At 65.3% G+C, this 25,333-nt stretch carries 21 protein-coding genes; 12 read left to right on the top strand and 9 right to left on the bottom strand.

What is annotated here, in order from left to right; translation table 11 throughout:
• Positions 1-93: 93 nt before the first annotated feature.
• From FHS78_RS15865 to FHS78_RS15855, 3 genes are read left to right on the top strand one after another with little or no spacing between them, the layout of a single operon-like run.
• Positions 94-612 (top strand): PaaI family thioesterase, encoded by a 519-nt coding sequence (locus tag FHS78_RS15865; RefSeq protein WP_167095354.1) that lies wholly within the window; start codon positions 94-96, stop codon positions 610-612.
• Entirely contained in the window at positions 609-1,058 is a 450-nt protein-coding gene (locus FHS78_RS15860) for a PaaI family thioesterase (protein ID WP_167095353.1), read from the top strand. Before FHS78_RS15865 ends, FHS78_RS15860 begins: the two co-directional genes overlap by 4 nt.
• Complete coding sequence (locus FHS78_RS15855; RefSeq protein ID WP_167095352.1) at positions 1,055-2,398, top strand: MATE family efflux transporter; 1,344 nt, start codon at positions 1,055-1,057, stop codon at positions 2,396-2,398. Before FHS78_RS15860 ends, FHS78_RS15855 begins: the two co-directional genes overlap by 4 nt.
• On the opposite strand, the gene arsC is transcribed toward FHS78_RS15855, so the two are convergent.
• The 3 genes from arsC to FHS78_RS15840 are packed head-to-tail and all read right to left on the bottom strand — an operon-like array spanning position 2,385 to position 4,169.
• Positions 2,385-2,744: an arsenate reductase (glutaredoxin) gene (arsC, locus tag FHS78_RS15850; RefSeq protein ID WP_167095351.1), complete on the bottom strand. Its 360-nt coding sequence runs from the start codon at positions 2,742-2,744 to the stop codon at positions 2,385-2,387. The two genes, FHS78_RS15855 and arsC, sit on opposite strands and share 14 nt — an antisense overlap.
• A 19-nt stretch (positions 2,745-2,763) precedes the next feature.
• Positions 2,764-3,804: a quinone-dependent dihydroorotate dehydrogenase gene (locus tag FHS78_RS15845; protein WP_167095350.1), complete on the bottom strand. Its 1,041-nt coding sequence runs from the start codon at positions 3,802-3,804 to the stop codon at positions 2,764-2,766.
• Between the two features lie 5 nt (positions 3,805-3,809).
• Positions 3,810-4,169, bottom strand: coding sequence for a DUF952 domain-containing protein (locus tag FHS78_RS15840; RefSeq protein WP_167095349.1), 360 nt, complete (start codon positions 4,167-4,169; stop codon positions 3,810-3,812).
• A gap of 181 nt (positions 4,170-4,350) precedes the next feature.
• Here FHS78_RS15840 and FHS78_RS15835 point away from each other — a divergent pair, with 181 nt between their 5' ends.
• Positions 4,351-4,995 (top strand): S24 family peptidase, encoded by a 645-nt coding sequence (locus FHS78_RS15835; RefSeq protein WP_167095348.1) that lies wholly within the window; start codon positions 4,351-4,353, stop codon positions 4,993-4,995.
• 4 nt (positions 4,996-4,999) lie between these two features.
• Here FHS78_RS15835 and FHS78_RS15830 read toward each other — a convergent pair whose 3' ends face one another.
• Both FHS78_RS15830 and FHS78_RS15825 read right to left on the bottom strand, forming a co-directional pair.
• A complete protein-coding gene (locus FHS78_RS15830; protein ID WP_167095347.1) occupies positions 5,000-5,791 on the bottom strand; it encodes a hypothetical protein in 792 nt (263 codons plus the stop codon).
• A 119-nt stretch (positions 5,792-5,910) separates the two neighbouring features.
• The gene (locus tag FHS78_RS15825; RefSeq protein WP_167095346.1) at positions 5,911-7,536 is read right to left on the bottom strand and encodes a lysine--tRNA ligase; all 1,626 of its coding nucleotides are present in this window, start codon (positions 7,534-7,536) and stop codon (positions 5,911-5,913) included.
• Between the two features lie 144 nt (positions 7,537-7,680).
• Between FHS78_RS15825 and FHS78_RS19700 the strand changes: the two genes are divergently transcribed.
• The 5 genes from FHS78_RS19700 (at position 7,681) to FHS78_RS15800 (ending at position 14,489) form a co-directional block, all read left to right on the top strand.
• The gene (locus FHS78_RS19700; RefSeq protein ID WP_167095345.1) at positions 7,681-9,543 is read left to right on the top strand and encodes an ATP-binding protein; all 1,863 of its coding nucleotides are present in this window, start codon (positions 7,681-7,683) and stop codon (positions 9,541-9,543) included.
• An 89-nt stretch (positions 9,544-9,632) separates the two neighbouring features.
• Complete coding sequence (locus FHS78_RS15815; RefSeq protein WP_167095344.1) at positions 9,633-12,521, top strand: ATP-dependent DNA helicase; 2,889 nt, start codon at positions 9,633-9,635, stop codon at positions 12,519-12,521.
• Positions 12,522-12,581: 60 nt separating this feature from the next.
• Complete coding sequence (locus tag FHS78_RS15810; RefSeq protein WP_167095343.1) at positions 12,582-12,992, top strand: tellurite resistance TerB family protein; 411 nt, start codon at positions 12,582-12,584, stop codon at positions 12,990-12,992.
• A 109-nt stretch (positions 12,993-13,101) separates the two neighbouring features.
• Complete coding sequence (locus FHS78_RS15805; RefSeq protein WP_167095342.1) at positions 13,102-13,929, top strand: sterol desaturase family protein; 828 nt, start codon at positions 13,102-13,104, stop codon at positions 13,927-13,929.
• On the top strand, positions 13,926-14,489 hold the full coding sequence (locus FHS78_RS15800; RefSeq protein ID WP_167095341.1) for a SixA phosphatase family protein: 564 nt from the start codon (positions 13,926-13,928) through the stop codon (positions 14,487-14,489). The genes FHS78_RS15805 and FHS78_RS15800 overlap by 4 nt, the downstream gene beginning before the upstream one ends.
• 119 nt (positions 14,490-14,608) lie before the next feature.
• Here the strand turns inward: FHS78_RS15800 and FHS78_RS15795 are convergent, their stop codons facing one another.
• Positions 14,609-15,676: a transporter substrate-binding domain-containing protein gene (locus tag FHS78_RS15795; protein WP_167095340.1), complete on the bottom strand. Its 1,068-nt coding sequence runs from the start codon at positions 15,674-15,676 to the stop codon at positions 14,609-14,611.
• A gap of 241 nt (positions 15,677-15,917) precedes the next feature.
• Here FHS78_RS15795 and FHS78_RS15790 point away from each other — a divergent pair, with 241 nt between their 5' ends.
• Positions 15,918-17,876, top strand: coding sequence for a glycosyltransferase family 2 protein (locus FHS78_RS15790; protein ID WP_167095339.1), 1,959 nt, complete (start codon positions 15,918-15,920; stop codon positions 17,874-17,876).
• A 27-nt stretch (positions 17,877-17,903) separates the two neighbouring features.
• Positions 17,904-18,449, top strand: coding sequence for a response regulator (locus FHS78_RS15785; RefSeq protein ID WP_167095338.1), 546 nt, complete (start codon positions 17,904-17,906; stop codon positions 18,447-18,449).
• Between the two features lie 19 nt (positions 18,450-18,468).
• Here the strand turns inward: FHS78_RS15785 and FHS78_RS15780 are convergent, their stop codons facing one another.
• The gene (locus FHS78_RS15780; protein ID WP_167095419.1) at positions 18,469-19,872 is read right to left on the bottom strand and encodes a malonate--CoA ligase; all 1,404 of its coding nucleotides are present in this window, start codon (positions 19,870-19,872) and stop codon (positions 18,469-18,471) included.
• Positions 19,873-19,944: 72 nt separating this feature from the next.
• Complete coding sequence (locus FHS78_RS15775) at positions 19,945-21,933, bottom strand: BCCT family transporter (RefSeq protein ID WP_167095337.1); 1,989 nt, start codon at positions 21,931-21,933, stop codon at positions 19,945-19,947.
• A 533-nt stretch (positions 21,934-22,466) separates the two neighbouring features.
• On the opposite strand from FHS78_RS15775, the gene atzF reads away from it, so the two are divergent.
• Complete coding sequence (atzF, locus tag FHS78_RS15770; RefSeq protein WP_425500307.1) at positions 22,467-24,284, top strand: allophanate hydrolase; 1,818 nt, start codon at positions 22,467-22,469, stop codon at positions 24,282-24,284.
• Positions 24,285-24,306: 22 nt separating this feature from the next.
• On the opposite strand, the gene FHS78_RS15765 is transcribed toward atzF, so the two are convergent.
• On the bottom strand, positions 24,307-24,984 hold the full coding sequence (locus tag FHS78_RS15765) for a hypothetical protein (RefSeq protein WP_167095335.1): 678 nt from the start codon (positions 24,982-24,984) through the stop codon (positions 24,307-24,309).
• Positions 24,985-25,333: the final 349 nt, after the last annotated feature.

The following is a 25,333-nucleotide window of genomic DNA, read 5'->3' as shown; positions in this document are numbered from 1 at the left end:
CGCCCTTCCCGGCAGGGCGCAGTTGACACGGTGGCATCCGGACGCCCTACTAGCGCCGTTTCGCGGCCGGCGGCCCCCAGCGCAAGAGTGACCATGAGTGACCAGACGAATATCACCCCCGAGCAGATCCAGTTGCTGAAGGATGTGCTGATCGAGCATGTGCCGCAGGCCCGCGCTCTCGGCCTCAAGGTCGAGGACGGCGCGCGCGGACAGGCCTGGCTCAGCGTGCCCTATAACGAGGATCTGGTCGGCGACATCGAAACGGGCGTGCTGCATGGCGGCGTCATTACGACGCTGCTCGACAATGCCTGCGGCATCGCCGTCCAGCTCGCCCTGCCCGAGCGCATCGCCATCGCGACGCTCGACCTGCGGATCGACTATATGAAGCCCGCGACGCCGAAGCTCGACCTCATGGCGCATACGCATTGCTACAAGGTGACGAAGAACATCGCCTTCGTGCGCGGCGCGGCCTATCACGAGGACGAGAACGACCCCATCGCGACCTGCGTGGGCACCTTCATGCTGGCGGCCAACCGGGCCGTGCCCATGCCGGTCTCCGAAGAACTTCGGCAACAGGCGGACCAGATTCTCGGCGGGAAAGAAACGAAATGAGCGAGAAACGTGACCTTGCCCGCTTCCTGGAGCGGATTCCCTATGCGCGCTTTCTCGGCATCGACGTCGACCGGCGCGGCAATGAAATCACCACCGTCATGCGCTTTCAGGAGAAGCTGATCGGCAATCCGGTTCTGCCCGCGCTGCATGGCGGCGCCATCGGAGCCTTTCTGGAAATGACGGCGATGGCGCAACTGGCCTTTGAAACGGGGATCGACGCGCCACCCAAGCCGATCAACATCACCATCGACTATCTGCGCTCGGGCAAGCCGGAAGACACCTTCGCCCGCGCCCAGATCACCAAACAGGGGCGGCGCGTCGCCACGGTGCATGTGGAAGCCTGGCAGGAAGACAAGTCCCGGCCCATCGCCGCCGCGCATGGCCATTTCCTGCTGAAGCAGCCCGACGAGGAAGGGACCGCGGCGGATGCCGGCGCGGCGACATGAACCCGACTGCGTCGGCTGAGAGGGTCACGCATGCCCGCGTGCTCGCGATTGCCGGCCCCATCGTTATCTCGAACCTTTCCACGCCGCTTCTGGGGCTTGTCGACACCGCGGTCATCGGCCGGATTCCCGATCCCGCGCTGATCGGCGCCGTCGCACTCGGCGCGACCATCTTCAGCTTTCTCTATTGGGGGTTCGGCTTCCTGCGGATGGGAACGACCGGGCTGACGGCGCAGGCCGTCGGCGCCGACGACATCGACGAAGTGCGCACCAGCCTCGGACGCGCGCTCATTGTCGCGAGCGTCGCGGGCATCGGCCTCATCGCGCTGCAATGGCCCATCGGCAGAATCGCCTTTTCGCTGCTGTCGGGCAGCGCGGAGGTCGAACGGCACACACATGCCTATTTCGCGATCCGCATCTGGTCGGCGCCGTTCACGCTGGCCAATTTCGCCTTGCTGGGATGGTTCATCGGACGGCAGAGAGCGCGCACCGCGCTTGCGCTGCAATTGCTGCTCAACGGGACGAACCTGGCTCTCGACGTCACTTTCGTCGTCGGGTTCGGCTGGGGCGTCAAAGGTATCGCGGCTGGCACGGCCATTGCCGAAATCATGGCGGCGCTTGCCGGGCTTGCCATCGCCAGCGCCTCGCTCAAGCGGATGGGCGGTCACTGGGACCGCGCCAAGCTCTTCGATGCGGACCGCATCCGGCGGACGATCACGGTCAATCGCGACATCATGATCCGCACGCTCTGCCTCGTCTTCGCCTTCGCCTGGTTCATGGCCAAGAGCGCGGATATGGGCGATGTGCAGCTTGCCGCCAATGCGGTGCTCATGCAGTTCGTCTCCACCTCCGCCTTCTTTCTCGACGGGTTCGCCTATGCGGCGGAAGCGCTGGTGGGCAAGGCCATCGGGGCGCGAATGCGGGAGAGACTTGTCGAGGCGGTGCGCATTTCCACCGTCTGGGCGGCGGGGACGGCGGTGTTCCTCTCCGTCGTCATCCTGGCGGGCGGTCCGTGGTTCATCGACCTGCTGACGACCGCGCCGCAGGTGCGCGAGGCTGCGCGGATCTTTCTGCCCTGGGCGGTGCTGACGCCGCTTCTGGCGGTATGGAGTTTCCAGCTCGACGGCATCTTCATCGGCGCGACCTGCACGGTGGAAATGCGCAATGCGATGATCGCCACGCTGGCGTTCTTCCTGCTGGCGTGGTGGCTGCTCGCCCCCGCCTATGGCAATCACGGGCTCTGGGGCGCCTTCATGATCTTCTATCTGCTGCGCGCCGGATCGCTGTTCTACTACTATCCGCGCGTGACCGCCGCCGCCCGGGAAAGCCTCACCAGCCGCTGAAGAGGTCGAGCACGTCTTCCGGCGGGCGGCCGATCTTCGCGCCGTGATCGGTCACCACGATGGGCCGCTCGATCAGGACCGGATTTTCCACCATCGCCTTGACGAGTTGATCGTCGCTCAGGCTTTCATCGTCGAGGCCGAGCGTCTTGTAGGGTTCTTCCTTCTTGCGCATGAGATCGCGCGGCTTCATGTGCAGCTTTTCGAGGACCCCCTTGAGTTCGGCGGCCGTCGGCGGCGTCTTCAGATATTCGACGATCGCCGGTTCGATGCCATGCTGCTCCAGCAAAGAGAGCGTCTGGCGCGACTTCGAGCAGCGCGGATTGTGATACATCGTTACGACGGTCATCGCCTCTCCTTTTCGAAACCTATTCCGTGTCTTGACCGATGGCGTCCCGCACGCAGGCAAAGCCGTCGGCCTTCAGCATCGCGGCCAGATCGCGCTTGATGGTGCCGACAAGGCCCGGCCCTTCATAGGCGAGCGCGGTATAGAGCTGCACCAGCGACGCGCCGGCCCTGATCTTCGCATAGGCGTCCGCCCCGCTGCCGATGCCCCCGACGCCCACCAGCGGGATGCGCCCGCCGGTCAGCTTGTACATCTGTCGCAAAATGGCCGTCGACAGACCGAAAAGCGGCTGGCCCGACAGGCCGCCCGTTTCCCCGGCCCGGGCGCCCTGCACCAGCCCCTCGCGCGCTATCGTCGTATTGGAGACGATCAAGCCGTCGAGGCCCTTTTCGGCGGCCACATCGGCAATGTCCTGCAATTCCTCGTCGCTGAGATCGGGGGCGATCTTGAGCAGGACCGGCGTCGTGCCCGCCCGCGCGGCCAGTACCCGCGTCACCAGCGTTTCCAGCTCCGCCTTGTTCTGCAGGGCGCGCAGGCCCGGCGTGTTGGGCGAGGAAATGTTGACGGTGAAATAGCTCGCCAGCCCCTCGAAGGCGCGGATGCCGGTTTCATAATCGGCGATGCGGTCTTCGCTGTCCTTGTTGGCGCCGATATTGACGCCGACGATGCCGGGCCGTCCGCGCCGCGCCTCGAGCCGACGCTTGGCGGCGGCGTGCCCTTCATTGTTGAAGCCGAGCCGGTTGATGACGGCACGCTCATGCGCGAGGCGGAAGATGCGCGGGCGCGGATTGCCGGCTTGCGGGCGCGGCGTCACCGTGCCGATTTCCGCAAAGCCCATGCCGAGCCGCAGCATGGCGTCCGGCACTTCGGCATTCTTGTCGAAGCCCGCCGCGATACCGAGCGGGTTGGGGAAATGCAGGCCGAAAAGATCGATCCCCAGTTCGGCGGGATCGGGCGCGGCGGCGGGGGCAAGGCCCAGCTTCAAGGCGCGAATGGTGTAGCGATGCGCGGTCTCGGGATCCATCAGGCCCAGAAAGGGCTTTGCCAGCGGGAAGAGGTTCATCCGCCTCAGGGCTCCCGGTCCGCGACGCTTGCGGGAAAGACATGCGTGCCATCGGGGCCCAGCGGCAATTCGCAGACCTCGGTGACGGCCGCCATCGGCAGGACGTCATAAAGATGGGGAAAGAGATCGCCGCCGCGCGAGGGCTCCCATTTCAGGGCCTCGCCCAGCGCATCCGCGTTCACGCTCACCAGGAGCAGGCCCTTGCGGCCCGCGAAATGGCGCGCCGCGGTCTCGCGGGCCTGCGCGGCGGTCGAAAAATGAATGAAACCGTCATCGAGATCGACGGGCGAGCCGATGAACCGCCCCTCCGCTTCGGCGGCGTGCCATTCATGCGCGCCCACTATCTTGAAGATGGTTCTGGTCATAAGCCGCCTGACGTTTTCCGCGAATTGCGCGCACTCTAGCGGCGGGGTTCCCCCGTCACAAGCCGACGCCGCCCCCGGCCCGGGGGCGCGCTTCATATGGCGCGATTCCCGAAATCATGCCAGATTGCGGAAATAGGATTTTATTCAGCGCTCGCGTCATATCCGGAAGGGAGCTTGCCGCATGCCGCGTCAAATGACCCATGCCCGCATCTGGGCCGCGATCGACAAACTGGCCGCGCATCACGGGCTCAGCATTTCCGGGCTCGCCCGGGCGGCGGGGCTGGACCCGACATCCTTCAACAAATCCAAGCGTTTCACGCCCGCCGGGCGGCCCCGCTGGCCGGGCACGGAAAGCCTTTCGCGCGTGCTGGCGGCGACCGGGGCGGGGCTCGACGAGTTTCTGGCGCTGATCGCGGACGGCGAGGCGGGTGGCGAGCATGCCCGTCGCGTCCCGCTCATCGGATTTGCGCAGGCCGGTCTGGGCGGGTTCTTCGACGATGCGGGGTTTCCGGTGGGCGGAAGCTGGGAAGAGATCGCCTTTCCCGCCATCGCGGACCCCAATGCCTATGCGCTGGAAATCTCGGGCGACAGCATGGAACCGGTCTACCGGGCGGGCGACATCATCATCGTGTCGCCCAATGCGACCGTCCGGCGCGGCGACCGCGTGGTGGCGCGAACCGCCGACGGGCAGGTGCTGGCCAAGGCGCTGGGGCGCCGCACGCAGGGCGAGGTGGAACTGCTGTCGCTGAACCCCGCCTATGAGACGATCCGGGTGCCGGCCGAAGATCTCGTCTGGCTCGCCCGCATCCTGTGGGCCAGCCAGTAACCCGTCAGCGGGTGTCGCCCAGCCTTGCCTCGGCGAGCCGCATCGCCTCGCCGGTCTCTCCGCGATCGAGCGCCTGTTTGAGGCTCTCCGCGGATTGCCTGAGCAATCGCTCCAGCGCGTTCACGGGCCGGTGCGCCACCACCCGATCGAGAAGCTCGGCGGCGCGGCGCCTATGCGCATCTCCGTCGAGCCCCAGCAACTGGACCGCATATTGATAGGCAATGGCGGTGTTCTTCGGATCGAGGCGCAGCGCATCTTCATATGCCCGCCGGCCGGCCTTGACGGAGGCGCCGTAGATCGCCTCGCCGATAGACCCGCCCGCATAGGCGATCTGGAGGTTCCATCCGCCCAGCGCCGCATGCGCCCATGGATTGTCGGGCGCGAGCTTCAGGGCGATGTCGATATGCTTGCGGGCTTCCTCGCCCAGCCCCTGCATATGGGCTTCGAGGCCGCCTTCGCCACGCGCCACGAAGCCAAGCGCAATGGCCAGAACGAGATGCGCATCGGGGTCGTCGGGCGCGCTCGCCAGGGCCTTGCGCGCATCCGCCAGCGCCGTCCTGTAACATTCGAGGCGGGCCTTGCCCTTCGGTTCGATGAGATCGCCCCGGGCCATCTCGGCATGGGCGGCGAGCGTATATCCCTCGGCGGTGCCGACCTCACGCGCGGCAGCGGCGGCGCGCGAAAAGGCGCCGTCGTCGAACGCCGCGCGCGCGGAGGCCAGATCGCTCCACATGGCCGTGGCCGGGTGCGCCATCTGGGCCATAAGCATGGCCAGCAGAAAACAGACCCATCTCATGCCGCGTTCCTCCTCAAGCTCCCAACATCAACCGTCTATCGGCAATGATTGGTCTTCGAGGGGCTTCCGGCAAGCGCGGATATGCGCTTCGGGCGCCATGCGCCGGGAAATCCGGGCAATCAGGCTTTCGAGAGGTCTTCGCCCGCCAATGCGCGGCGGATGAGGGCGACGGTCTCTTCCCTGCCGTAAAGCGCGATGAAGGAACCGAAACGCGGTCCCTGCGCCTCGCCCAGCAGCACTTCGTAAAGTGCCTTGAACCAGTCGCGCAGCTTTTCGAAACCGTGCGTCTTGCCGATTTCATAGACGACGGTCTGGAAGGCCTCGGCATCCGCCTCCGAGGACATCTCCTCGAGCCGGTCGGCCAGATCGGCCAGCGCGATCGCTTCCAGGTCGCTCGGACGCCGGTAGGTCTTGGCCGGCTTCACGAAGTCGTGGAAGTAGTTGATCGCATAGCCGACCATATGGTCGAGGCGCGGATAGGTTTCGGGCGAGGCGTCCGGCGCGTAGCGGCGGATGAAGCCCCACAGCACGTCGCGGTCTTCCGAATGGCTGGCGCTGACCAGGTTGAGCAGCAGCGAGAAGGAGACCGGGAGCTTTTCCTCCGGCGGGTTGCCGGCATGGATGTGCCAGGCGGCGGAGTTCAGCCGCGTGCGCAGATCCTGTTCCGGAAAGTTCACGATGGAGGACAGATACTCGTCCACATTCTTCGGAATGACGTCGAAATAGAGCTTCTTGCCGGAGCGCGGGCTCTGGAACATGAAGTATTGCAGGCTTTCCGGGCTCGCATAGCGCAGCCAGTCGTCCATGGTGATGCCGTTGCCCTTGGACTTCGAAATCTTCTTGCCCTCCTCGTCGAGGAAGAGCTCGTAGTTGAAGCCTTCGGGCGGCCTTTCATCCAGAACGCGGCAAATCTTCGACGCCAGCTTCACGCTGTCGATCAGATCCTTGCCGGACATTTCGTAATCGACCTTGAGCGCGGCCCAGCGCATGGCCCAGTCGGCCTTCCATTGCAGCTTGCAATGGCCGCCCGTGACCGGCACTTCGACGATTTCGCCGGTATCCGGTTCCTCATAGGAGACGGTGCCCTTTTCCGCATTGCGCTCAGCGAGCGGCACGAGCAGCACATGGCCGGTGCGCGGGCTCACGGGCAGGATGGGGCTGTAGGTCTGCTGACGTTCCTCGCGCAGGCTCGGCAGCATGATCTTCATGATCTCGTCGAACTTCGCGAGAACCTTTTTCAGCGTCTCGTCGAAACGGCCCGAGGTGTAATAGTCGGTCGCGCTGGCGAATTCGTATTCAAAGCCGTAGCTGTCGAGGAAGGCGCGCAGCATCGCATTGTTGTGATGGCCGAAGCTGTCGAACTTGCCGAAGGGATCTGGCACCTTGGTCAGCGGCATATTGATGTAATTTGCCAGCATCTCCTGGTTCGGCACATTGCCGGGCACCTTGCGCAGGCCGTCCATATCGTCGGAGAAGCATAGAAGGCGCGTCGGCACGCCGGGCGCCAGCGTCTCGAAGGCGTGGCGGACCATGGTCGTGCGGGCGACCTCGCCGAACGTCCCGATATGGGGAAGTCCGGACGGGCCATAGCCCGTTTCGAACAATACGGTGCGGGTCTCGCCGCCCTCTTTTTCCAGCCGGTCGACCAGTTTTCGCGCTTCCTCGAACGGCCAGGCCTTGGAGACCTTGGCGGCTTCGAGAATTTCGTCTTCACTGAATGTAGCCGGTAGTGTGTCGGACGGCATTTTTCGACCTGTGCGTAAGGACTTAATGCTTTGTCAAGCGCGCGGACCCTATGCTGAGCGTCAAGTACAGTCAACGAGGCAGTGAGGGGGTACATTCCATCGGCTTTTCCCGCACATGTTTCGTTGATCCGGAGAATGAATAAGGTGAGCGCGCAAATCAGGGACGACGAGCCCGAAGAGGTGGAAATTCCCGCTATCCGACGACCGGCGGATACGAACGCGCGCCTCGACGCGGAACTCCTCCGCATTCTTTTCAATCTCGGCGACAGCAGCAAATTCACCATCTTTCTGGGTATCGTGGTGGTGGGGCTGGTCTTCGTCCCGGGCTATGCCCCGGCCTGGACCCTGCCCGCGGTCATCGCCGTGCAGGCCATCGCGGAGACGCTCTTCTCGCTCGTCAAGAAAGGGTTCCGGCAAGATGCCGACGCCGTGGCCCATACCTCGAAATGGGCGCACCGCTACACGGCCATTACGGCGCTCAGCGGATCGACATGGGGGCTCGCCGCCCTTCTCTGGCTTCCCCAGGCGCCGCTGACGCATCAGTTCTTCTTTACCTTCGTGCTGTCGGTCCTGTGCACGGCGACGGCCGTGACGCGGGCCACCTATCCGCCGGCGGTCTTCGTCTATACGAGTTTCGTCGCGGGGCCGACGATCCTGCTTTTTGTCCTGCGCGGCGACGCCATCTCCATCGCCGTCTGCGTGCTTGCGCTGATCTTCCTCGCAACGCTCGCGGACTGGACCCGCCAGGTGCAGCGCTCCTACCGGGAGGCGGTGCGGCTGCGGATCCAGAATGCCGATCTGCTGGAGCGCATGTCGCGCGCCCATGCCGCCGCCGAGCAGAAGCGGCGGGAAGCCGAACAGGCCAAAGCCGAGGCCCAGGCCGCGGCGGCCACGAAAAGCGCGTTTCTCGACATGCTCGGCCATGAAGTCCGCGCCCCGCTCGCCTCCATGACGCGCATGGCGGCGCAACTGGGAAAGACCGCTCTCGACGGCAGCGCGCAGGGACTTGCGAAAAGCATGGAGACCACCAGCCGGCTCCTCTCGCGGCTGTTCGACGACATGATCGACTTCTCGCAGATGGAAACGCAGACCCTGACGCTGGCGCCGCGGCAACTCGATCCTTCCGACCTGTCGCGCGACGTGCTGCGCGCCATGCGGGAAACGGCGTCGAAGAAAAGCCTGTCTCTCGAACTCGATCTCGCCACCGATGTGCCCGCGACCATGATCGCCGACCCGGACCGGCTGCGTCAGGTCCTGATCAACCTGATCGACAATGCGGTGAAGTTCACCGACCAGGGCGGCGTGGTCCTGCGCGTGGCGCGGGTGGAGGGACCGGAGAATACGACGCTGCTGCGCTTTTCGGTGACCGATACGGGACCCGGTCTCAGCGAGGAGATGCGCCGGCAGATTTTCGAGACCTTCCAGCGCGGGTCGCAAACCTCGCCCGACGAGGCCGTGGCCGGCAGCGCGGGCCTCGGCCTCGGACTGCCCATCTGCGACCGGCTGGTCCATCTGATGGGCGGCCAGCTCGGCGTGGACAGCGTGCCGGGCCTCGGCAGCACCTTCTGGTTCCTGTTACCGCAGGAGCCCGGCATGGCCGCCGACTATCTCGCCTCGCTCTCCCCCTCGCAAGGCGCGGAACCGCGCATATGGACCGCGCCCCTGCTGGACCACGGCATGCTCTACGAGATCGAGAACGGGATCGCCGGCGACGCCCTGACCGAATATCTGGTGGAAGGCCTCGACAAGGTGCTCGTCTTCCACCGCAAGGTCTGCGGCGCGAAAACGACCCGCGATGCCGAGGCGTTGCGCGAAAGCGCGGCCGAACTGGCAAAGGCGGCGGAAGACCTCGGACTTGCCGCCATCGCGGAAAACGCGCATGCGATCGGGGAAGCGCTGGAAAAAGGCGAGGAGAACGCCGCGTTCGCGGATGTGCCGCGCCTTGAACGCAAGATCACCGCGACCTGGCAGGCGCTTGCGCAATCCTATCCGAGCCTCGGCGCCTAGGGGCCGACCGGCCCGACGCCGCATTCCTCGCCGCCCCGGTTGCGGGCTCCCTCATGGGCATTCCGCGCAGGGGCATGATATGAGGAAGCATGCCTCCCGACACGGACCCCGAATCGATGGAATTGCCGGACGTGCCCGCGCTGGTGCCGCTTTCGGGCGGCGGCGCGGGCGGCGCCGTCTCCGTGACGCCCGACGGCGAGATCGAGGAGCTTTCGGCGGAGGATGCGCTTGCCCTGATCGAGCGGGAAGCCGTGCTGCTCGTGCATGGCGGCTTTACCGCGAGGCGGATCGCCCGCTCGCCCAATGTCCGCGAAGCGGGGCCGCATGTCTTCGACCTGCTGGAGCTTTTCGCCTTCACCTTTCCGGCGCAGCCCTGCCTGCCGACGCCGGACGGGCTTTTTCGCGCGCTCGGCCTGCCCGCTGCCGACACGCCGGAAGAACAGGCCATCAGGCTGCATGAGGCCGCGGCGCATATGCTGCGCATCCTCGCCGATCCGCGTCTGCCCGACCGTCCTTTCGCGGCGCGGACCGCCTTTCGCATGGCCGAGGGCGGCTGGTCCTGGGGACCGGGCGTCCTTCATGCGATGCGGGATGTGCTGGGGCGCGAGGGCAAGCCGCCCGCCGGACGCGGCTTCGATGTCTGGAACGAATTGCCGGAATGGGAAGACAAGCCGCCCCGGCCCGCGCCCGGCGCGCTGCCCGTCAGCGCGGAAGAGGCGCAGGAAAGGCTGGCCGAGCTTGCCGGGCCGGACGCGGAAGCACGGCCCGGGCAGAAAGCCTTCGCCGCCACCGCCGCGCTTGCCTTCGCACCGCGCAACAAGGCGGGCGAGCCGGAAGTGGTGCTTGCCGAAGCGGGCACGGGCATCGGCAAGACCATCGGCTATATCGCGCCGGCCAGCCTCTGGGCGGAGCGCAACAAGGGCACGGTGTGGATTTCGACCTACACCAAGAACCTGCAACGCCAGCTCGACCAGGAACTGTCGCGCCTTTATGCCGATCCGGCGGAGAAGGCCCGCAAGGCCGTCATCCGCAAGGGGCGGGAGAACTATCTCTGCCTGCTCAATTTCGAGGAGGTCGCCGGACGGGCGGCGCTGGGCGGCGGCGCCGTCACCATCGGCCTCGTCACGCGCTGGGCGCGGGCCAGCCGCGACGGCGACATGGTGGGCGGCGATTTTCCGGCCTGGCTCGGCCCGCGCCTTGCCAATATGGCCGGACGCGGCGGCGTGACGCTGACCGACCGGCGCGGCGAATGCGTCTATAGCGCCTGCCCGCATTTCAGGAAATGCTTCATCGAACGCGCGATCCGCAAGGCGCGTCAGGCCGACATCGTGGTGGCGAACCATGCGCTCGTCATGCGGCAGGCCGCGCTCGACCTTGCCGCCTCCTTCGCGCCGCCGCAAAACGCGCGCAAGACGGACGAGGCCGTGGCCGCCGGCGCGGAAGACGAAGAGCCCAGCGGGCGCGAGGCGCGGGGCCGGTTCGTCTTCGACGAGGGCCATCATATTTTCGAGGCGGCGGACAGCGCCTTCTCCTCCGTCATTTCAGGTCTCGAAGCCGCCGAACTCAGGCGCTGGATCCGCGGCGCGGAAGGCCAGAGGCGGCGGCGCGGACGCGGCATTCAGGAGCGCGTCGGCGATCTCATCGGCGAGAACGAGACGGCGGAAGAGGCACTGGACAGTCTCCTCTCGGCCGCCAGCGCCCTGCCCGCTCCCGGCTGGACGACGAGGCTGGGCGAGGGCAGTCCGCGCGGCGCGTCGGAAGAGTTTCTGACGCTGGTGCGCCAGCAGGTTCATGCGCGGGTGGAAGACGCCAATATCGGCTTCTCGCTCGAAGCGGAAACATTTCCGCCGGTGGACGGGCTTGTGGACGCGGCCAAGAAGCTGAGCGACGGGCTGGCCCGGATTGCCGGACCGATGCGGCTCATCTCCGACCGGCTGCGGGCCCGGCTCGACGACGAGGCGGACAAGCTCGATACCTCGCTGCGCATTCGCATGGACGCCGCCATACGCGGCCTCGACCGGCGCGCGCGCATTCATATCCCCGCCTGGCAAAACATGCTGGCAAGCCTTGGCGGCACGACGCCGGAAGAGTTCGTGGACTGGTTTTCCATCGAAAGGCAGTTCGGCCGCGAAGTGGATTTCGCCATGCACCGGCACTGGCGCGACCCGTCGCTTCCCTTTGCCGAAGCGGTGCTGGAGCCCGCGCAGGGCGTGCTCATCACCTCCGCCACGCTGCGCGACGGGCTTCCCGACGAGGACGGCAAGGCGGAGAGCGGCGACGATAGCTGGACGTCCGCCGAAGTGCGCACCGGCGCGGGCCATCTCGTCATGCCCGCCAAGCGCTCCTTCAGCCCCTCCCCCTTCGACTATGCGGCGCAGTCCCGCGTGCTGGTGGTGCGGGACGTGAACATCAACAAGGCGGACGAGCTGGCCGCCGCCTATCGCGAACTCTTTCGCGCCTCGGGCGGCGGGGCGCTCGGCCTTTTTACCGCGATCCATCGCCTGCGCGCCGTGCATGAACGGATCGGCGGGCCGCTCGGCGAGGCGGGGCTCACTCTCTATGCGCAGCATGTGGACATGCTCGACACCGGCACGCTGGTCGACATTTTCCGCGCGGAACGCAATGCCTGCCTGCTGGGCACGGACGCGGTACGCGACGGCGTGGACGTGCCGGGCGACAGCCTGCGCATGATCGTCTTCGACCGGACGCCCTGGCCGCGCCCGGACATATTGCACAAGGCGCGGCGCGAGATCTTCGGCAAGGGCCGCTATGACGACATGCTGACCCGGCTGCGGCTGAAACAGGCTTTCGGGCGGCTCATCCGCCGGGCGGGCGACCGGGGCGTTTTCGTGACGCTGGACGCCCGCCTGCCGACCAGGCTCACCACCGCCTTTCCGCCGGGCGTGGAGGTCCAGCGGGTGGGGCTTTCCGAGGCCATTGCGGAGGTCCGGGCGTTTCTGGGCCCCGAAATGCCGTGACCTTGCCGCCACGGCCTTCAATCCGTAAGCTCCCCGGCCTGACGAACCTCGAGGAAAAGCATGTCCACGATTTCCCCCCAGCACGCCCTTATCTACATCATGGTCACGATGAGCGCGGTCGACCGTGCCATGAGCGACAATGAATTGCAGGAGATCGGGAATATCGTGAAAACGCTGCCCATTTTCAGCGATTTCAGCGAGGAAAAGCTCATTCCCGTCGCCCGGGAATGCGCCTCGATCCTGCAGGAAGACGGCGGCCTCGACGCGGTTTTCGGGCTCGCCAAGGACGCGCTGCCCCATCACCTGCGCGAAACGGGCTATGCCGTCGCCGTGGAAGTCGCCAGCGCCGATATGAGCGTGAAGGCGGAGGAACTGCGCCTTTTGCAGATGCTGCGCGAGGCGCTGGGGGTAGACAAGCTCACCGCCGCCGCCATCGAGCGGGGCGCCCGCGCGCGCCACATGACCGAGTAGCACTCACTCCATCCACAGCCGGTTTTTCACCTCCCCCGTCAAGGGGGAGGGCTTCGAGCATTCAATCGTCATCTGGGCGGCATGCAGGCGACGGGTATATGCTTGCCGGATGAGCGAATTCCTTTCCCTTTACGAGCCCCAATTGCGCCTGGCCGCCTTTGCCGGCGTGCTCGGGCTGATGGCGCTTTGGGAAATCGCGTCGCCCCGGCGGCGGCTGTCCTCCATGCGCCGGCACAGATGGGCCACGAACCTGCTGCTTGCCGCCGGGGGAACGCTTTTGTTGCGCGTCGCGGTGCCGCTGCTCGCCGTGGGGGTGGCCCTCGAAGCGGAACGGGCGGGCTTCGGGCTCTTCAACTGGCTCAAACCGCCTTATGCGCTTGCGCTCATCCTTTCCATCCTCGCGCTCGACCTCACCGTCTATGCGCAACATGTGCTTTTCCATCATGTACCGCTCTTCTGGCGGATGCACCGGGTGCATCACGCCGATACCGATATCGACGTGACGACGGGTATCCGCTTCCACCCTCTGGAAATTCTTGTCAGCATGGGCATAAAGATGGGCGTGGTGGCGGCGCTGGGCGCTCCGGCGGCCGCCGTCATCCTGTTTGAAGTGGTGCTGAACGCGACGGCCATGTTCAATCATGCCAATATCAAACTGCCGCGGGGCGTGGACCGGCTGCTGAGGCTTGTCATCGTGACGCCGGACATGCACCGTGTGCATCACTCGGTGCGGCCCGACGAGCACAACCGGAATTTCGGCTTCAACCTGTCTGTCTGGGACCGGCTGTTTTCCACCTATCGGGCGCAGCCGCGGGAGGGACACGAGAAAATGCATATCGGGCTTGCCGAATATCCGGCGCCGCAACCTCAATATCTGGGCTGGAGCCTCTGGCTGCCTTTTGCCGCGCGCGAGCCGCGCCGGGAGCGACATGCATGAAACGTCTGTGCCTGCTGCGTCACGCCAAATCCGACTGGTCGGACCCCGCGAGCGACGATTTCCACCGGCCATTGAATGAGCGCGGCGCCAGGGCGGCGGATTTCATGGCCGGCTATATCGCAGCCTGTCCCTATCGCCCGGACACGGTGATCTGTTCCACCGCCACGCGTGCGAAAGACACATGCACGCCGGTGACGAAGGAACTGGGCAGCGATGTGCCCGTGATCTATCGCGAAGAGCTTTATCACGCGATGCCCGACCAGATGCTGGCGGAAATCCATCGCGCACCGGACAGCGCGGATACGCTGCTGGTGATCGGGCACAATCCCGGCCTCGTGCTGCTGGCCATGGCGCTGGCGCAAGACCCCGACGACGAGGTGTCGTTGCGCATTTCACGCGGCGTGCCGACGGGCGGGCTCATCGTTTTCGATTTCGATATCGAGCACTGGGCCGATCTTGAGGAAGGCAAGGGCACGCCGGTCTTCTTCGGCCGCCCGCGCGACCTGATGGCCGATGAGGCGAAGGGCCAGGCACCCCGGTCCGACTCGGAGCGTCTTTAGTCGGAGCGTCATTGCGAGGAGGCCAGCCGACGACGCAATCCAGCGCTGCATCCGCCGCCACTGGATTGCCGCGCGCCCCGACGGGCGCTCGCAATGACGACAAGGCCGGAAGAGCCGCTTCAGTAAATACTCTGCGAGAAATAGTGCGACGAGATGCGCCGATAGGTGCCGTCGGCGACGAGGCCTGCGAGCGCGTCGTCGATCCGCTTGCGCAGCGCCTCGTCCTCGCGGCGCAGCGCGATCCCCGCGCCCTCGCCGAACCAGGCCGGATCGGCATAGTCGGGACCGGCAAGGCGGCAGCATGTGCCGTCCGTCCCGAGCCAGCGCAACAGCGCGTTGCGGTCGCCGAACAGATAATCGACCCTGCCTTGCGCAAGGGCCTGCTCGGCGTCTTTCAGCGTCGCCGCGTCGACGGCTTCGATCCCGGGGAAACGATGCGCGAGAAAGGCGGCATGAACGGAGCCAGCCTGCACCGCGACACGCTTGCCCGCAAGCCCCGCCGCGCTGGACGGAAAGCCGCCGGATTTCACCACGGCGAACCGGCCCGGCGTCGAATAATAGGCACCGGTGAAGACGATGTCCTCGTCATGCGGCGGCGCGGCGCGAGGCGGGCTCGGGATCAGCATGGAGGCGATGACGACATCGCCCGCGCCGGATTTGAGGGCCGGCAGCAAGGCGCCCCACGCCCTGGTTTCAAAATCGCATTGCGCGCCGAGCCTGTCGCAAAGCGCATGGGCGAGATCGACGTCGAAGCCGGTCAGTTCGCCCGCGTCGTCGCGGTAGTTGAAGGGCGGGTAGTCGCCTTCGGTGAGGACCGTCAGGACAAGCGGCGGCTCGGCCTGTTTTTCGGGCGGGGCGGCCCGTTCCGTCGGGACCTCGGCGGGCTTGGCGGCGTCGAGACGCGGATTGACCAGCGGCACCCCATGGGGAAGCGGTTCATCAGGAACCGGTTCAGGGGGAAGCGACTCGTCGGTCGCGGCCGGTTGTTCCTTGCCGGGTTTTTGCGCCGTGCCGGACGCCACCGACGACGCCCTCAGCCCTACCGACGCCATATCGACGGATTCGGCCGCCTCGCGCGGCGCCTCGCGGTGGGCCGGCCCGGCGAACTTCGTCCCCTCGTAATGCCGCGCCAATCCCCCCGCTATCAGGATGATCGCCAGCAAATTCAGATAGGCCAGAAAACGCATACCCGCCCGAAACCCCGTTGCACAGCTACCCGTGCCATTATGAAACAAACTGCCGCGGACTGTCCCCCATCCAAGCGAAATGAAGGGCATCCGTCCTTTTCTCCTTCTTTTCAGCAAGAGCCGTGCCCGGCCCGAATGCTTCAAAAGGATTTACCACAGGGATATTACGGAATATCATCAGTGTAATTAACCATGTAAAAACGGCGTCTTCTTTTTCCTTCTCCAATAACCGAGCCGAGCCATGCGATCAGCTCTTCGTCCGAAGCGCGCCGAGCTTCCTCGTCCACGCCCCCGCCGCCCTTTGCGGCCGGGACGCACATGGCCTCTCCTGGGCACGCTCGCCCTCCGCAGCGGTCTCGTCTCCAAGCGCGATCTGGGGCCGGTGCTGGCCGAGCACAGGCGATGCGGCAGCCGCATCGGCGACGTCCTGCTGGCGGAAGGCAAGGCGAGACCGGACGATATCGGCCGCCTAGTGGCCCGCCAGAACGGCGTTCCCTTCGTCGATCTCGCCACCGCACCGCCCGATGCCGGCATAGCGGACGCACAGGCCGGGGGCGCATCGCTTCTGGATTTCTGCATCGCGCATCAATGCCTGCCCTGGCGGCGGAGAAACGGCCTCGTGACATGGGTCGCGGCGGACCCGTCCGAAGCGAAGGGCGCCATCGAAGGCCGGATAACGGGACGCTTTGCCATATGGGCGGGGTCCGCGCGGCAGATCCGGCGCGCCATCGAGGCGCTTTACGCAGACGAGCTGACGGACCGGGCGGTGCACGGGCTCATGACATCCGCCCCGGAAGACTCCGCCGCGATACGGCTTTCGCCCGGCCAATGCGTGGCGCTGCCGCTTCTTGCCACCGGCGCCGCGCTGCTGGCGGCGTTTTACCCGCAGGCCGGGCTCGGCGCGCTCAATGTGACGCTGGGCGTCTGTTTCCTCGCCGTGTCGGGGCTTCGAGGACTTTCCATCCTGCTGGGCGCGGCGGGACGCGAGACGGCGGAGGAACTTGCCTATGAACGGCATGGACCGGGGCCCCTGGACAAGCTGCCGGTCTACACGGTGATGGTGCCGCTCTTTCGCGAGGCCAATGTGCTGGCGCCGCTGACCGACGCACTCAAGCGACTGAACTATCCGCCGTCCAAGCTCGACATCAAACTCATCTTCGAGGCGAGCGACGAAGAGAGCTACCAGGCGGCCAAGGCGCTCGACCTGCCCGGCCAGTTCGATTTCATCCGCGTGCCGGAAAGCTGTCCGCAAACCAAGCCCAAGGCCTGCAATTTCGCGCTGCCGTTTGCGCGCGGCGAATATCTCGTCATCTATGACGCGGAAGACCTGCCCGAACCGAACCAGCTTCTGAAGGCGGTGGCCGCCTTCAGGCTGAACGATCCGAAACTCGCCTGCGTACAGGCGCAGCTCAATTACTACAACTGGAGCGAGAACTGGCTGACGCGGCAATTCGCGATCGAATATGCATCCTTTTTCGATCTCATGCTGCCCATGCTGGCGCGGCTGGGGCTGCCCATACCGCTTGGCGGCACCTCGACGCATTTTCGCGCGGAGGTTCTGCGCGAGGTCGGCGGATGGGATCCGCATAACGTCACCGAGGATGCCGATCTCGGTATCCGGCTCGCCACGCGCGGCTATCGCTGCGGCATTATCCGCTCCACGACCGAGGAAGAGGCCAATTGCCGGTTGCATAACTGGGTCCGGCAACGCTCGCGCTGGATCAAGGGCTGGCTGCAGACATGGCTGGTGCGCATGCGGCATCCCGTCTCGCTCGGCCGGTCTCTCGGTCAGGCGGGCTTTCTCGGCTTCCAGCTGGTGATCGGCGGCTTCACGCTCGCCACTTTCGCCCACCCGTTCTTTTATGTCGTGGCGGGCGGCGTTGTCGTCCTGCATGGCTTTGGCGGGTTGTTCACCCACTCATGGCTGACCGGCTTCAATCTCGCCGTGCTGGTTTCCGGCTACGCCCTGTCGATTCTCGCAGGGATGATCGCGGCGAAACGGCGCGGCCGCCTCTCTCTGATGGCCGACACGCTCACCATGCCCGCCTACTGGATGCTGATTTCGGCCGCCGCGGCAAAGGCGGTGTTTCAGCTTTTGCGGCGTCCTTTCTATTGGGAAAAAACAACGCACGGGCTGAGCCGAATGGCCCCTCCCTCTAACCAATCGATAATCAGTTTGGCGGATACTCCCGATAACTGAGACCCTCGAGATTGGAAATTTCCACACATGGCCCAGGCCAAACGTATCCCGACCCAAGCTGCCGGCAAGCTCACGCAGCGCGACTATGCCAGACTCAACGCGCTGGTCGTCGAAGACGCCAAGGAAATGGCAAGCCTCATCCGCAGCTTCCTGCGCGAACTGGGCGTCAAGAATATCTGGAGCGTGGGGACGGGCGAGGACGCGTTCGAGGTTCTGAACACGCACAAGGTCGATATCGCCATCATCGACGATCTATTGCCGCCGCTGGACGGGCTGTCGGTCGTGCGCGCGGTTCGCTCCGCGGACGACAGGAAACTCGCGCCGATGCCGGTGGTCTATGTCACGCATCTGAGAACGCAGGAGTCCATCCTCAATGCGCGCGATGCGGGCGTGACGGAAATTCTTTCCAAGCCCTATTCGTTCCAGCAACTCGTGACGCGCATGGAAGCGGCCATCCTGAAGCCGCGCGAATTGATCCGAAGCGAGAAATTCGTCGGGCCGGACCGGCGTCGCCGCCATGGCGACGCGCCGACGGAAAGGCGCCGCGCCGCCGACAGGTTCGAACTCGACTGACGCTCCGGCAGGAACCGCTTCACGCCGCGGGGCGGCAGGCGTCGCGATATTCGTCGCGCAGCATGTTCTTCTGGACCTTGCCCATGGTGTTGCGCGGAAGCTCCGCCACAAAGAAGGCGCGCTTGGGCACCTTGTAATTGGCGAGCCGTTCCTTCAATCGGGCGAGCAGCGTCTCTTCGTCCAGCGTCTTGCCCGCGCGGAGCACGACCAGCGCCACGCCCGCCTCGCCGAAATCGGCATGCGGTACGCCGATGACGGCCGACTCGTCGACCTCGGCCATATCGTCGACGATTTCCTCGATCTCCTTGGGATAGACATTGAAGCCGCCCGAGATGATGAGATCCTTGGCGCGTCCGACGAGATGCACATAGCCGTCTTCATCGATACGGGCGACATCGCCCGTGCGGAACCAGCGGCCTTCCGCGAATTCCTCGGCGGATTTTTCCGGCATACGCCAGTAGCCTGAAAACACATTGGCACCGCGCACCTGCAATCCGCCCGTCTCGCCTTGCGGCAGGACATTGTCCCTGTCGTCGGTGACGCGGACTTCCGTGCCGGGCAGCGCAAAGCCCACCGTGCCTGCGCGGCGTTCCCCGTCATAGGGGTTCGAGGTGTTCATCCCCGTTTCGGTCATGCCATAGCGTTCGAGGATGGCGTGGCCGGTGCGCTCGCGAAAGGCCTCGAAGGTTTCGGTGAGGAGCGGCGCCGAGCCGGAGGTGAAGAGGCGCATATTGCGCACCGCCCCCGCATCGAGCCCGCCGCCCGCCAGCAACCGCGTGTAGAAGGTCGGCACACCCATGAAGACCGTCGCGCGGGGCAGTTCCGCCAGCACGCGGTCGCGGTCGAACTTGCCGAGCCAGATCATTCGCGCGCCCGACAGAAGCGCGCAATGACAGGCGACGAAAAGGCCATGCGCATGAAAGATGGGCAGCGCATGCAGGAGAACCTCATCGGCGGTGAAGCGCCAGGCCTCGCGCAAGGCGAGACCGTTCGCCGCCAGATTGCGATGGGAGAGCATCGCTCCTTTGGGCTTTCCCGTGGTGCCGGAGGTATAGAGGATCGCGGCAAGGTCTTCCGGCGCGCATGACACAGGCGGCAACTGCGCGTTGCCATGCGCGGCCAGCGCGTCGGCGAGGCTTCCCTTGCCGTTTGCATCGAGCGTCAGAACCTTCGCACCGGCCCGCCGCCCGGCGATCTCCGCGATCTCGTCTTCGCGGGCAGGATCGCAAATGACGAGCGCGGGCTCCGCATTGCCGACGAGATAATCCACCTCCTCCATGCGGTAGGCGGTGTTCATGGGCATGAAGGCGAAGCCGCCCCGAAGACAGGCGAGATAAACGAGCAACGCTTCGGGCGATTTCTCGACCTGCACCGCCACCCGGTCTCCCTTTTTCAGCCCGAGCGATGCGATTACGGTCGACAGGAAAGTTCTTCTCCATCAACGCATAGAGCGATGCGTCCTCGTCCGCCATCCGGTCCTCCCCCCCGATGCAACTCAGTCCACGACATGCATGTGATAGTAATGCATGTGCCGCTCATATTGCGCCAGAAGGTCGGCGATGACCTGCTCCTTGGTGTAGCCCATGATGTCGTAACGCTGGCCGCCTTCGCGAAGGGCGACCTCCACACGCCAGACCTTGCGGCGTTCGGCTTCCTTGCCTTCAAGTTCGGTGATGGCGAAGGCGGGGCTCCGCACCGCTTTCAACGCGACGCCGTAATGGAACTCGTCTTCCGCGCCATGCGTGACCGTCAGCATCGCGTCTTCGTCTTCGGAGGTGACCTGCGCATCCATGCCGCGACTGCGGATTTCCTCGGCCACTTCCTCCAGCGCGGGGATTGCCGTGCCCTTGAGGAAAGAGAGCGCGCGATCCCTGGTCGGCTGGTTCAGGAGCGTTCCCAGGCGCTGGCGCCAGGGCACCGCCGGGGCGGTGGCCGTCGAAACGCTCTGGGCCGATTGCAGCGTATGACGGCGCTGGGTTTCGCGGCGAAGCGCCACGAAGAGACCGTAGCTTACCAGCAGCAGGATGATACCGAGCGGGAACCCGGTGGTGATGGCCGCCGTCTGCAGGGCGACGAGGCCGCCGGCCAGCAGCAGCAGCGCGGCCACCAGACCTTCCGTCAGCGCCCAGAAGATACGCTGCCAGACCGGCGGGTCTTCCTGCCCGCCGGAGGTGATGATGTCGATCACCAGACTGCCGCTGTCGGAGGAGGTCACGAAGAAGGTCACGACCAGAATGGTGGCCATGCCCATCGAGATCGAGGCGAGGGGGAGATGTTCCAGAAACTTGAATAATGCCACGGCCACATCGGCCTTCACCGCGCCGACGATATCGGCGACGCCGGCCATTTGCAGTTCCAGCGCCGTATTGCCGAAGACGGTGAACCACAGGAAGGTGAAGGCGGAAGGCACGAGCAGGACGCCGACCACGAATTCGCGGATGGTGCGCCCGCGCGACACGCGCGCGATGAACATGCCCACGAAAGGCGACCAGGAAATCCACCAGCCCCAGTAGAAGAGCGTCCAGCCGCCGATCCATTCATTCGGCTGATAGGCGTAGAGCGTGAAGGTCTTGTTGACGATGTCGCTCAGATAGGCGCCCGTGTTCTGCACGGTCGCGGTGAGCAGGAAGACCGTCGGGCCGACCGCCAGCACGAAGAACATGAGCAGCACGGCCAGCAGCAGGTTGATTTCCGACAGGCGGCGGATGCCCGCATTGATGCCCGACACCACCGAGGTCGTGGCCATCAGCGTGATGACGGCGATCAGGACGACCTGGACGCGCGTGTCCTGCGGAATGTCGAAGAGGTAGCTGAGGCCCGCATTCACCTGCATCACGCCGAGGCCGAGCGAGGTCGCGACGCCGAACATGGTCCCGAGAACGGCGAAGATATCGACGACATGCCCCATCCAGCCATGAATACGATCGCCGATGATGGGGTACAGCGCCGAGCGGACGGTGAGCGGCAATCCCTGGCGAAACCCGAAATAGGCAAGGGACAGCCCCATCACCGCATAGATCGCCCAGGCATGAAGCCCCCAATGGAAAAAGGCCAGTTCCATCGCCTGGCGCGCGGCCTCGACCGTTTCGCCGGGGCCCACGGGCGGGTTTGCGTAATGCAGAACCGGCTCGGCCACGCCGTAGAACATGATGCCGATACCCATGCCCGCGCTGAACAGCATGGAGAACCAGGAGAAGGTCGAGAAATCCGGTTCCGAATCGTCCGGTCCCAGGCGAATGTTGCCCATGGAACTCATGGCCACGCCCAGCGCGAAGACGATGAAGACGGCGACCGCGAACACGTAAAACCAGCCGAACTTGCTGATGATGAAGCTCTGGACGCCGGCGATGAAGGCCTGGGTCTCGTGAACGTCGCGGAACCAGACGATGGCCAGCGCGGCAAAGATCAACAGGACCGAGCCGAGGAAAACGGGGACATTGGCTTCGAATCTGGAGGATTTCCGGCTGTCGCCGTTCTCGGACATATCTGACCCTCTCGCTGGGATGACGGGGAACCGAAATACCGTGGCAGGCAGGCCCCGCGGGCGCGGAACACCTTTCAACCGGACAAATGCCAACGGATCTCATGTGATTTTCGGGCGTCACCATCGCATACGGGACGCCGAGGGCCAACCCGCGCACCCCCGCGCGCGCCGGCGACCGGGGCCGCAGGCAGCGGAAATGTCTGTCATAAAAGGCTTTTTCAGCCTGCGAATACCGTCAGCCCAGCAGCGAGCCCGCTACGGCAATCACGAAAAGCAAAAAGCCGAGCGACATCGAGTAAAAATAATGTCTGAAAGTCATCGCACACACCCCAGCCCGGTTCCGATGGGGAAACATGGCGCAAGGCGAGGGGCCCGCGCATGACCCAAATGGATCAAAAATGCCATCGGCCGTCCCTTGCGGCGGATGGCACCGGGCTTGCTTCGATGGCGGCATACGCCCCCGAAAAACGCGGCGGAATGGGCCGAAATCCGGCCCTTTCATGCAAAACACCAAGAAGAAAAGGACAAGGCCGGTGACGAGTGTGCCCTTTACGATGGCGGAACTGCGCAAACGCTATGCAGAAGGGCTGACGCCCGCCGAGGTCATCGAGACCGTGTTCGAGCGGCTGGCGGAAGCGGACGATCCCGGCATCTTCATCCATCTCGCCGACAAAGAAGCCCTGCTGGAGGAAGCGGCGGCGCTTGGCGCGCCCGATCCGGACAAGCCGCCCTTCGACAAACCTTTGTGGGGCATCCCCTTCGCGGTGAAGGACAATATCGACGTCGCGGGCATGCCCACCACGGCGGCCTGCAAGGAATTCGAATACACGCCGTCGGAAGATGCGACCGCGGTGGCCCGCCTCAGGGCGGCGGGGGGCCTGTGCATCGGCAAGACCAATCTCGACCAGTTCGCCACCGGGCTTGTGGGCGTGCGCACGCCCTACCCCGTGCCGAAAAACGCGGTCGATGCCTCGCTCGTGCCGGGCGGGTCCAGCTCCGGCTCGGCAGTTGCCGTGGCGCGCGGCATCGTCAGCTTCGCCCTCGGCACGGATACGGCGGGCTCGGGCCGCGTACCCGCCGGGCTCAACAATATCGTCGGGCTGAAGCCGACGGTGGGCGCGCTTTCCACGAGCGGCGTGGTGCCTGCCTGCCGCACGCTCGATTGCGTCTCCGTTTTCGCGCTCACCGTGGAAGACTCCTATGAAGCCTTTCAGGCGATGGCGGGCTTCGACGAGCGCGATCCCTATTCACGGCATTTTGCGACCGCCTCGCTCGGCGCCACGCCGCCGGTGCTGAAAGTCGGGGTGCCGGCGAAAGCGGAGCGCAAATTCTTCGGCGACAAAGCGATGGAGGCGGCTTACGAGGCCGCACTCGACATGCTCGCCGCGCAAGGCCACGAGATCGTGGAGATACCGTTCGGCGATTTCCATGCCGTGGCCGATCTTCTTTACGAAGGCGCATGGGTGGCGGAGCGCTATGCGGCCATCGAGGATTTCGTCGCGACGCATGAGAGCGCGCTCCATCCGGTGACGGCGGAGATCATTCTCGGCGCGCGGAAGCTCAGTGCGACGGATGCCTTCAAGGGGCTCTATGCACTGCAGGCGGCGAAACGCAAACTCGCGCCCGTCATCGACAGCGTCGATCTCTTCTGCGTGCCGACCGCGCCGACGCATTACACGGTGGATCAGGTACTGGCCGATCCCATCGGCACCAACAGCCGCAACGGCACCTATACGAATTTCGTGAACCTGCTCGACATGTGCGGTTTTGCCGTGCCGACGGGCACACGTGGCGACGGGCTGCCGGCCAGCGTCACCCTTCTGGCGCGCGCCGGGCGGGACTGGCTTACCGCCGCCGTCGCGCGCGACCTTCATGCGGCAAGCGGCGTGACGCTGGGCGCGACGGGGTGGGATTTGCCGAACGCTGCGCGCGCGGAAGCCGTGTCGGTGCCGGGCGAAATCGAACTCGTGGTCGTGGGGGCGCATCTTTCCGGCATGCCGCTCAATCGCGAACTTACCGACCTCGACGCGGTGTTCGACCGCGCCGTTTCGACGACGCCGGATTACCGGCTTTATGCGCTTCCCACCACGCCGGTGGCAAAGCCCGGCCTCATCCGCGACGAGAAAAACGGTGTCGCCATCGCCGCGGAGGTGTGGCGTCTGACGCCGGAAGGCTTCGGCAGGTTCGTGTCCAACATCCCCTCGCCGCTCGGCATCGGCACGCTGACGCTGGCCGACGGAACGAGCGCCAAGGGTTTCATCTGCGAAGCCTTCGCGGTGGAAGGCGCGGAAGATGTGAGCAATTATGGCGGCTGGCGCGCCTATATCGCGTCGAAAAACAAGACGGGTTGATCGGAAGCGCGTTTCCCGCCGGTCAGGAGCCGCCCGCGAGCCCCGCCAGCGCGTCCGTCAGCGCGTCCGTCAGCGGCGCCAGGCCATTGCCGCCGCTATCGCCGCTACCGCTCGTGTCGGGGAATTGTACGGTCGAGAGCGCCTCGATGAGCGGGGTCGTCACGGGCGCGAGGGAAGCGCCTTCCGGCAGGCTGCCGGTAACGGGCGACAGGGCCATGCCGAGAACGCCGCCATCGGTCCCTGCCACGAAAACCGGCACCGCCCCTTCTTCCGTTCCGATCAGCGTGCCGACCAGATCGCCGCCCATCAATTGCGTGACGGGGCTGTCCTCGCCCGATGCGCCAAGGCCGGGATCGGCAAGCCCGGCGAGTTGTGCGTTCAGACTGTCACCGGCCTGGGCCAGAATGTCTCCCAGGGGCTGCTGTGGAAGGCTGTCGGCGTCGAGCTGTTCGCTCATCGCATTGGTGCCACCGAGAAGGGCGTTGACGGTTCCCTCCGTGCCGAGGGTTGTGCCGAGGAGATCGTCCCCGACAAGCGCGGTGACGGCGCCGTCCTGCCCCGCAAGCCCCAGCCCGGGCGACGGCGGCGCCGGTTCCTGAGGCGTCGAGGAACGATAGGCGGAGGGCAGCACCAGCGTGCCCGTATCCACGCATCCGGCGGCGAGCACCGCAATCGCACAGCCAAGCAATATCCTGTTCACATGCCCCTCCCCTCGAAGGCAGGTCCGTATTCGCGCTTCGGCGCGCATCGCCCTTTGGAGGGCGTGCGCCAATGGAAAAAGCCGCGACCGCCAAAGACAATGTGAATTAGGTGGAATTTTGTAGGGAGGCTGGAGCAGGCGAAGAGGCCGAACCCGGCCCCGCCCGCCGTCTGCGCCTGCCTCACTCCATATATTGTTCGTTACCGACGAAGCCTATTTTAGTGACGCCGAGGCGCTGGGCTGCGGAGAGGACTTTGGCGACATAGTCGTATTTGACGAGGCGGTTGGGCCTGAGATGGACTTCCGGCTGCGGCTGCATGCCGGCGATGTCGACGAACCGGTCCTCGAG

The sequence above is a fragment of the Parvibaculum indicum genome, from assembly GCF_011762095.1.
GTDB classification, from domain to species: Bacteria; Pseudomonadota; Alphaproteobacteria; order Parvibaculales; family Parvibaculaceae; genus Parvibaculum; species Parvibaculum indicum.
This window is presented reverse-complemented; position numbering and strand designations above follow the sequence as displayed.

Bases quoted from the DNA above. Each gene is read 5' to 3' on its own strand.
- FHS78_RS15865 (WP_167095354.1), top strand. From the start codon at position 94: ATGAGTGACCAGACGAATATCACCCCCGAGCAGATCCAGTTGCTGAAG.
- FHS78_RS15860 (WP_167095353.1), top strand. From the start codon at position 609: ATGAGCGAGAAACGTGACCTTGCCCGCTTCCTGGAGCGGATTCCCTAT.
- FHS78_RS15855 (WP_167095352.1), top strand. From the start codon at position 1,055: ATGAACCCGACTGCGTCGGCTGAGAGGGTCACGCATGCCCGCGTGCTC.
- arsC (WP_167095351.1), bottom strand. From the start codon at position 2,744: ATGACCGTCGTAACGATGTATCACAATCCGCGCTGCTCGAAGTCGCGC.
- FHS78_RS15845 (WP_167095350.1), bottom strand. From the start codon at position 3,804: ATGAACCTCTTCCCGCTGGCAAAGCCCTTTCTGGGCCTGATGGATCCC.
- FHS78_RS15840 (WP_167095349.1), bottom strand. From the start codon at position 4,169: ATGACCAGAACCATCTTCAAGATAGTGGGCGCGCATGAATGGCACGCC.
- FHS78_RS15835 (WP_167095348.1), top strand. From the start codon at position 4,351: ATGCCGCGTCAAATGACCCATGCCCGCATCTGGGCCGCGATCGACAAA.
- FHS78_RS15830 (WP_167095347.1), bottom strand. From the start codon at position 5,791: ATGAGATGGGTCTGTTTTCTGCTGGCCATGCTTATGGCCCAGATGGCG.
- FHS78_RS15825 (WP_167095346.1), bottom strand. From the start codon at position 7,536: ATGCCGTCCGACACACTACCGGCTACATTCAGTGAAGACGAAATTCTC.
- FHS78_RS15815 (WP_167095344.1), top strand. From the start codon at position 9,633: ATGCCTCCCGACACGGACCCCGAATCGATGGAATTGCCGGACGTGCCC.
- FHS78_RS15810 (WP_167095343.1), top strand. From the start codon at position 12,582: ATGTCCACGATTTCCCCCCAGCACGCCCTTATCTACATCATGGTCACG.
- FHS78_RS15805 (WP_167095342.1), top strand. From the start codon at position 13,102: ATGAGCGAATTCCTTTCCCTTTACGAGCCCCAATTGCGCCTGGCCGCC.
- FHS78_RS15800 (WP_167095341.1), top strand. From the start codon at position 13,926: ATGAAACGTCTGTGCCTGCTGCGTCACGCCAAATCCGACTGGTCGGAC.
- FHS78_RS15795 (WP_167095340.1), bottom strand. From the start codon at position 15,676: ATGCGTTTTCTGGCCTATCTGAATTTGCTGGCGATCATCCTGATAGCG.
- FHS78_RS15790 (WP_167095339.1), top strand. From the start codon at position 15,918: ATGCGATCAGCTCTTCGTCCGAAGCGCGCCGAGCTTCCTCGTCCACGC.
- FHS78_RS15785 (WP_167095338.1), top strand. From the start codon at position 17,904: ATGGCCCAGGCCAAACGTATCCCGACCCAAGCTGCCGGCAAGCTCACG.
- FHS78_RS15775 (WP_167095337.1), bottom strand. From the start codon at position 21,933: ATGTCCGAGAACGGCGACAGCCGGAAATCCTCCAGATTCGAAGCCAAT.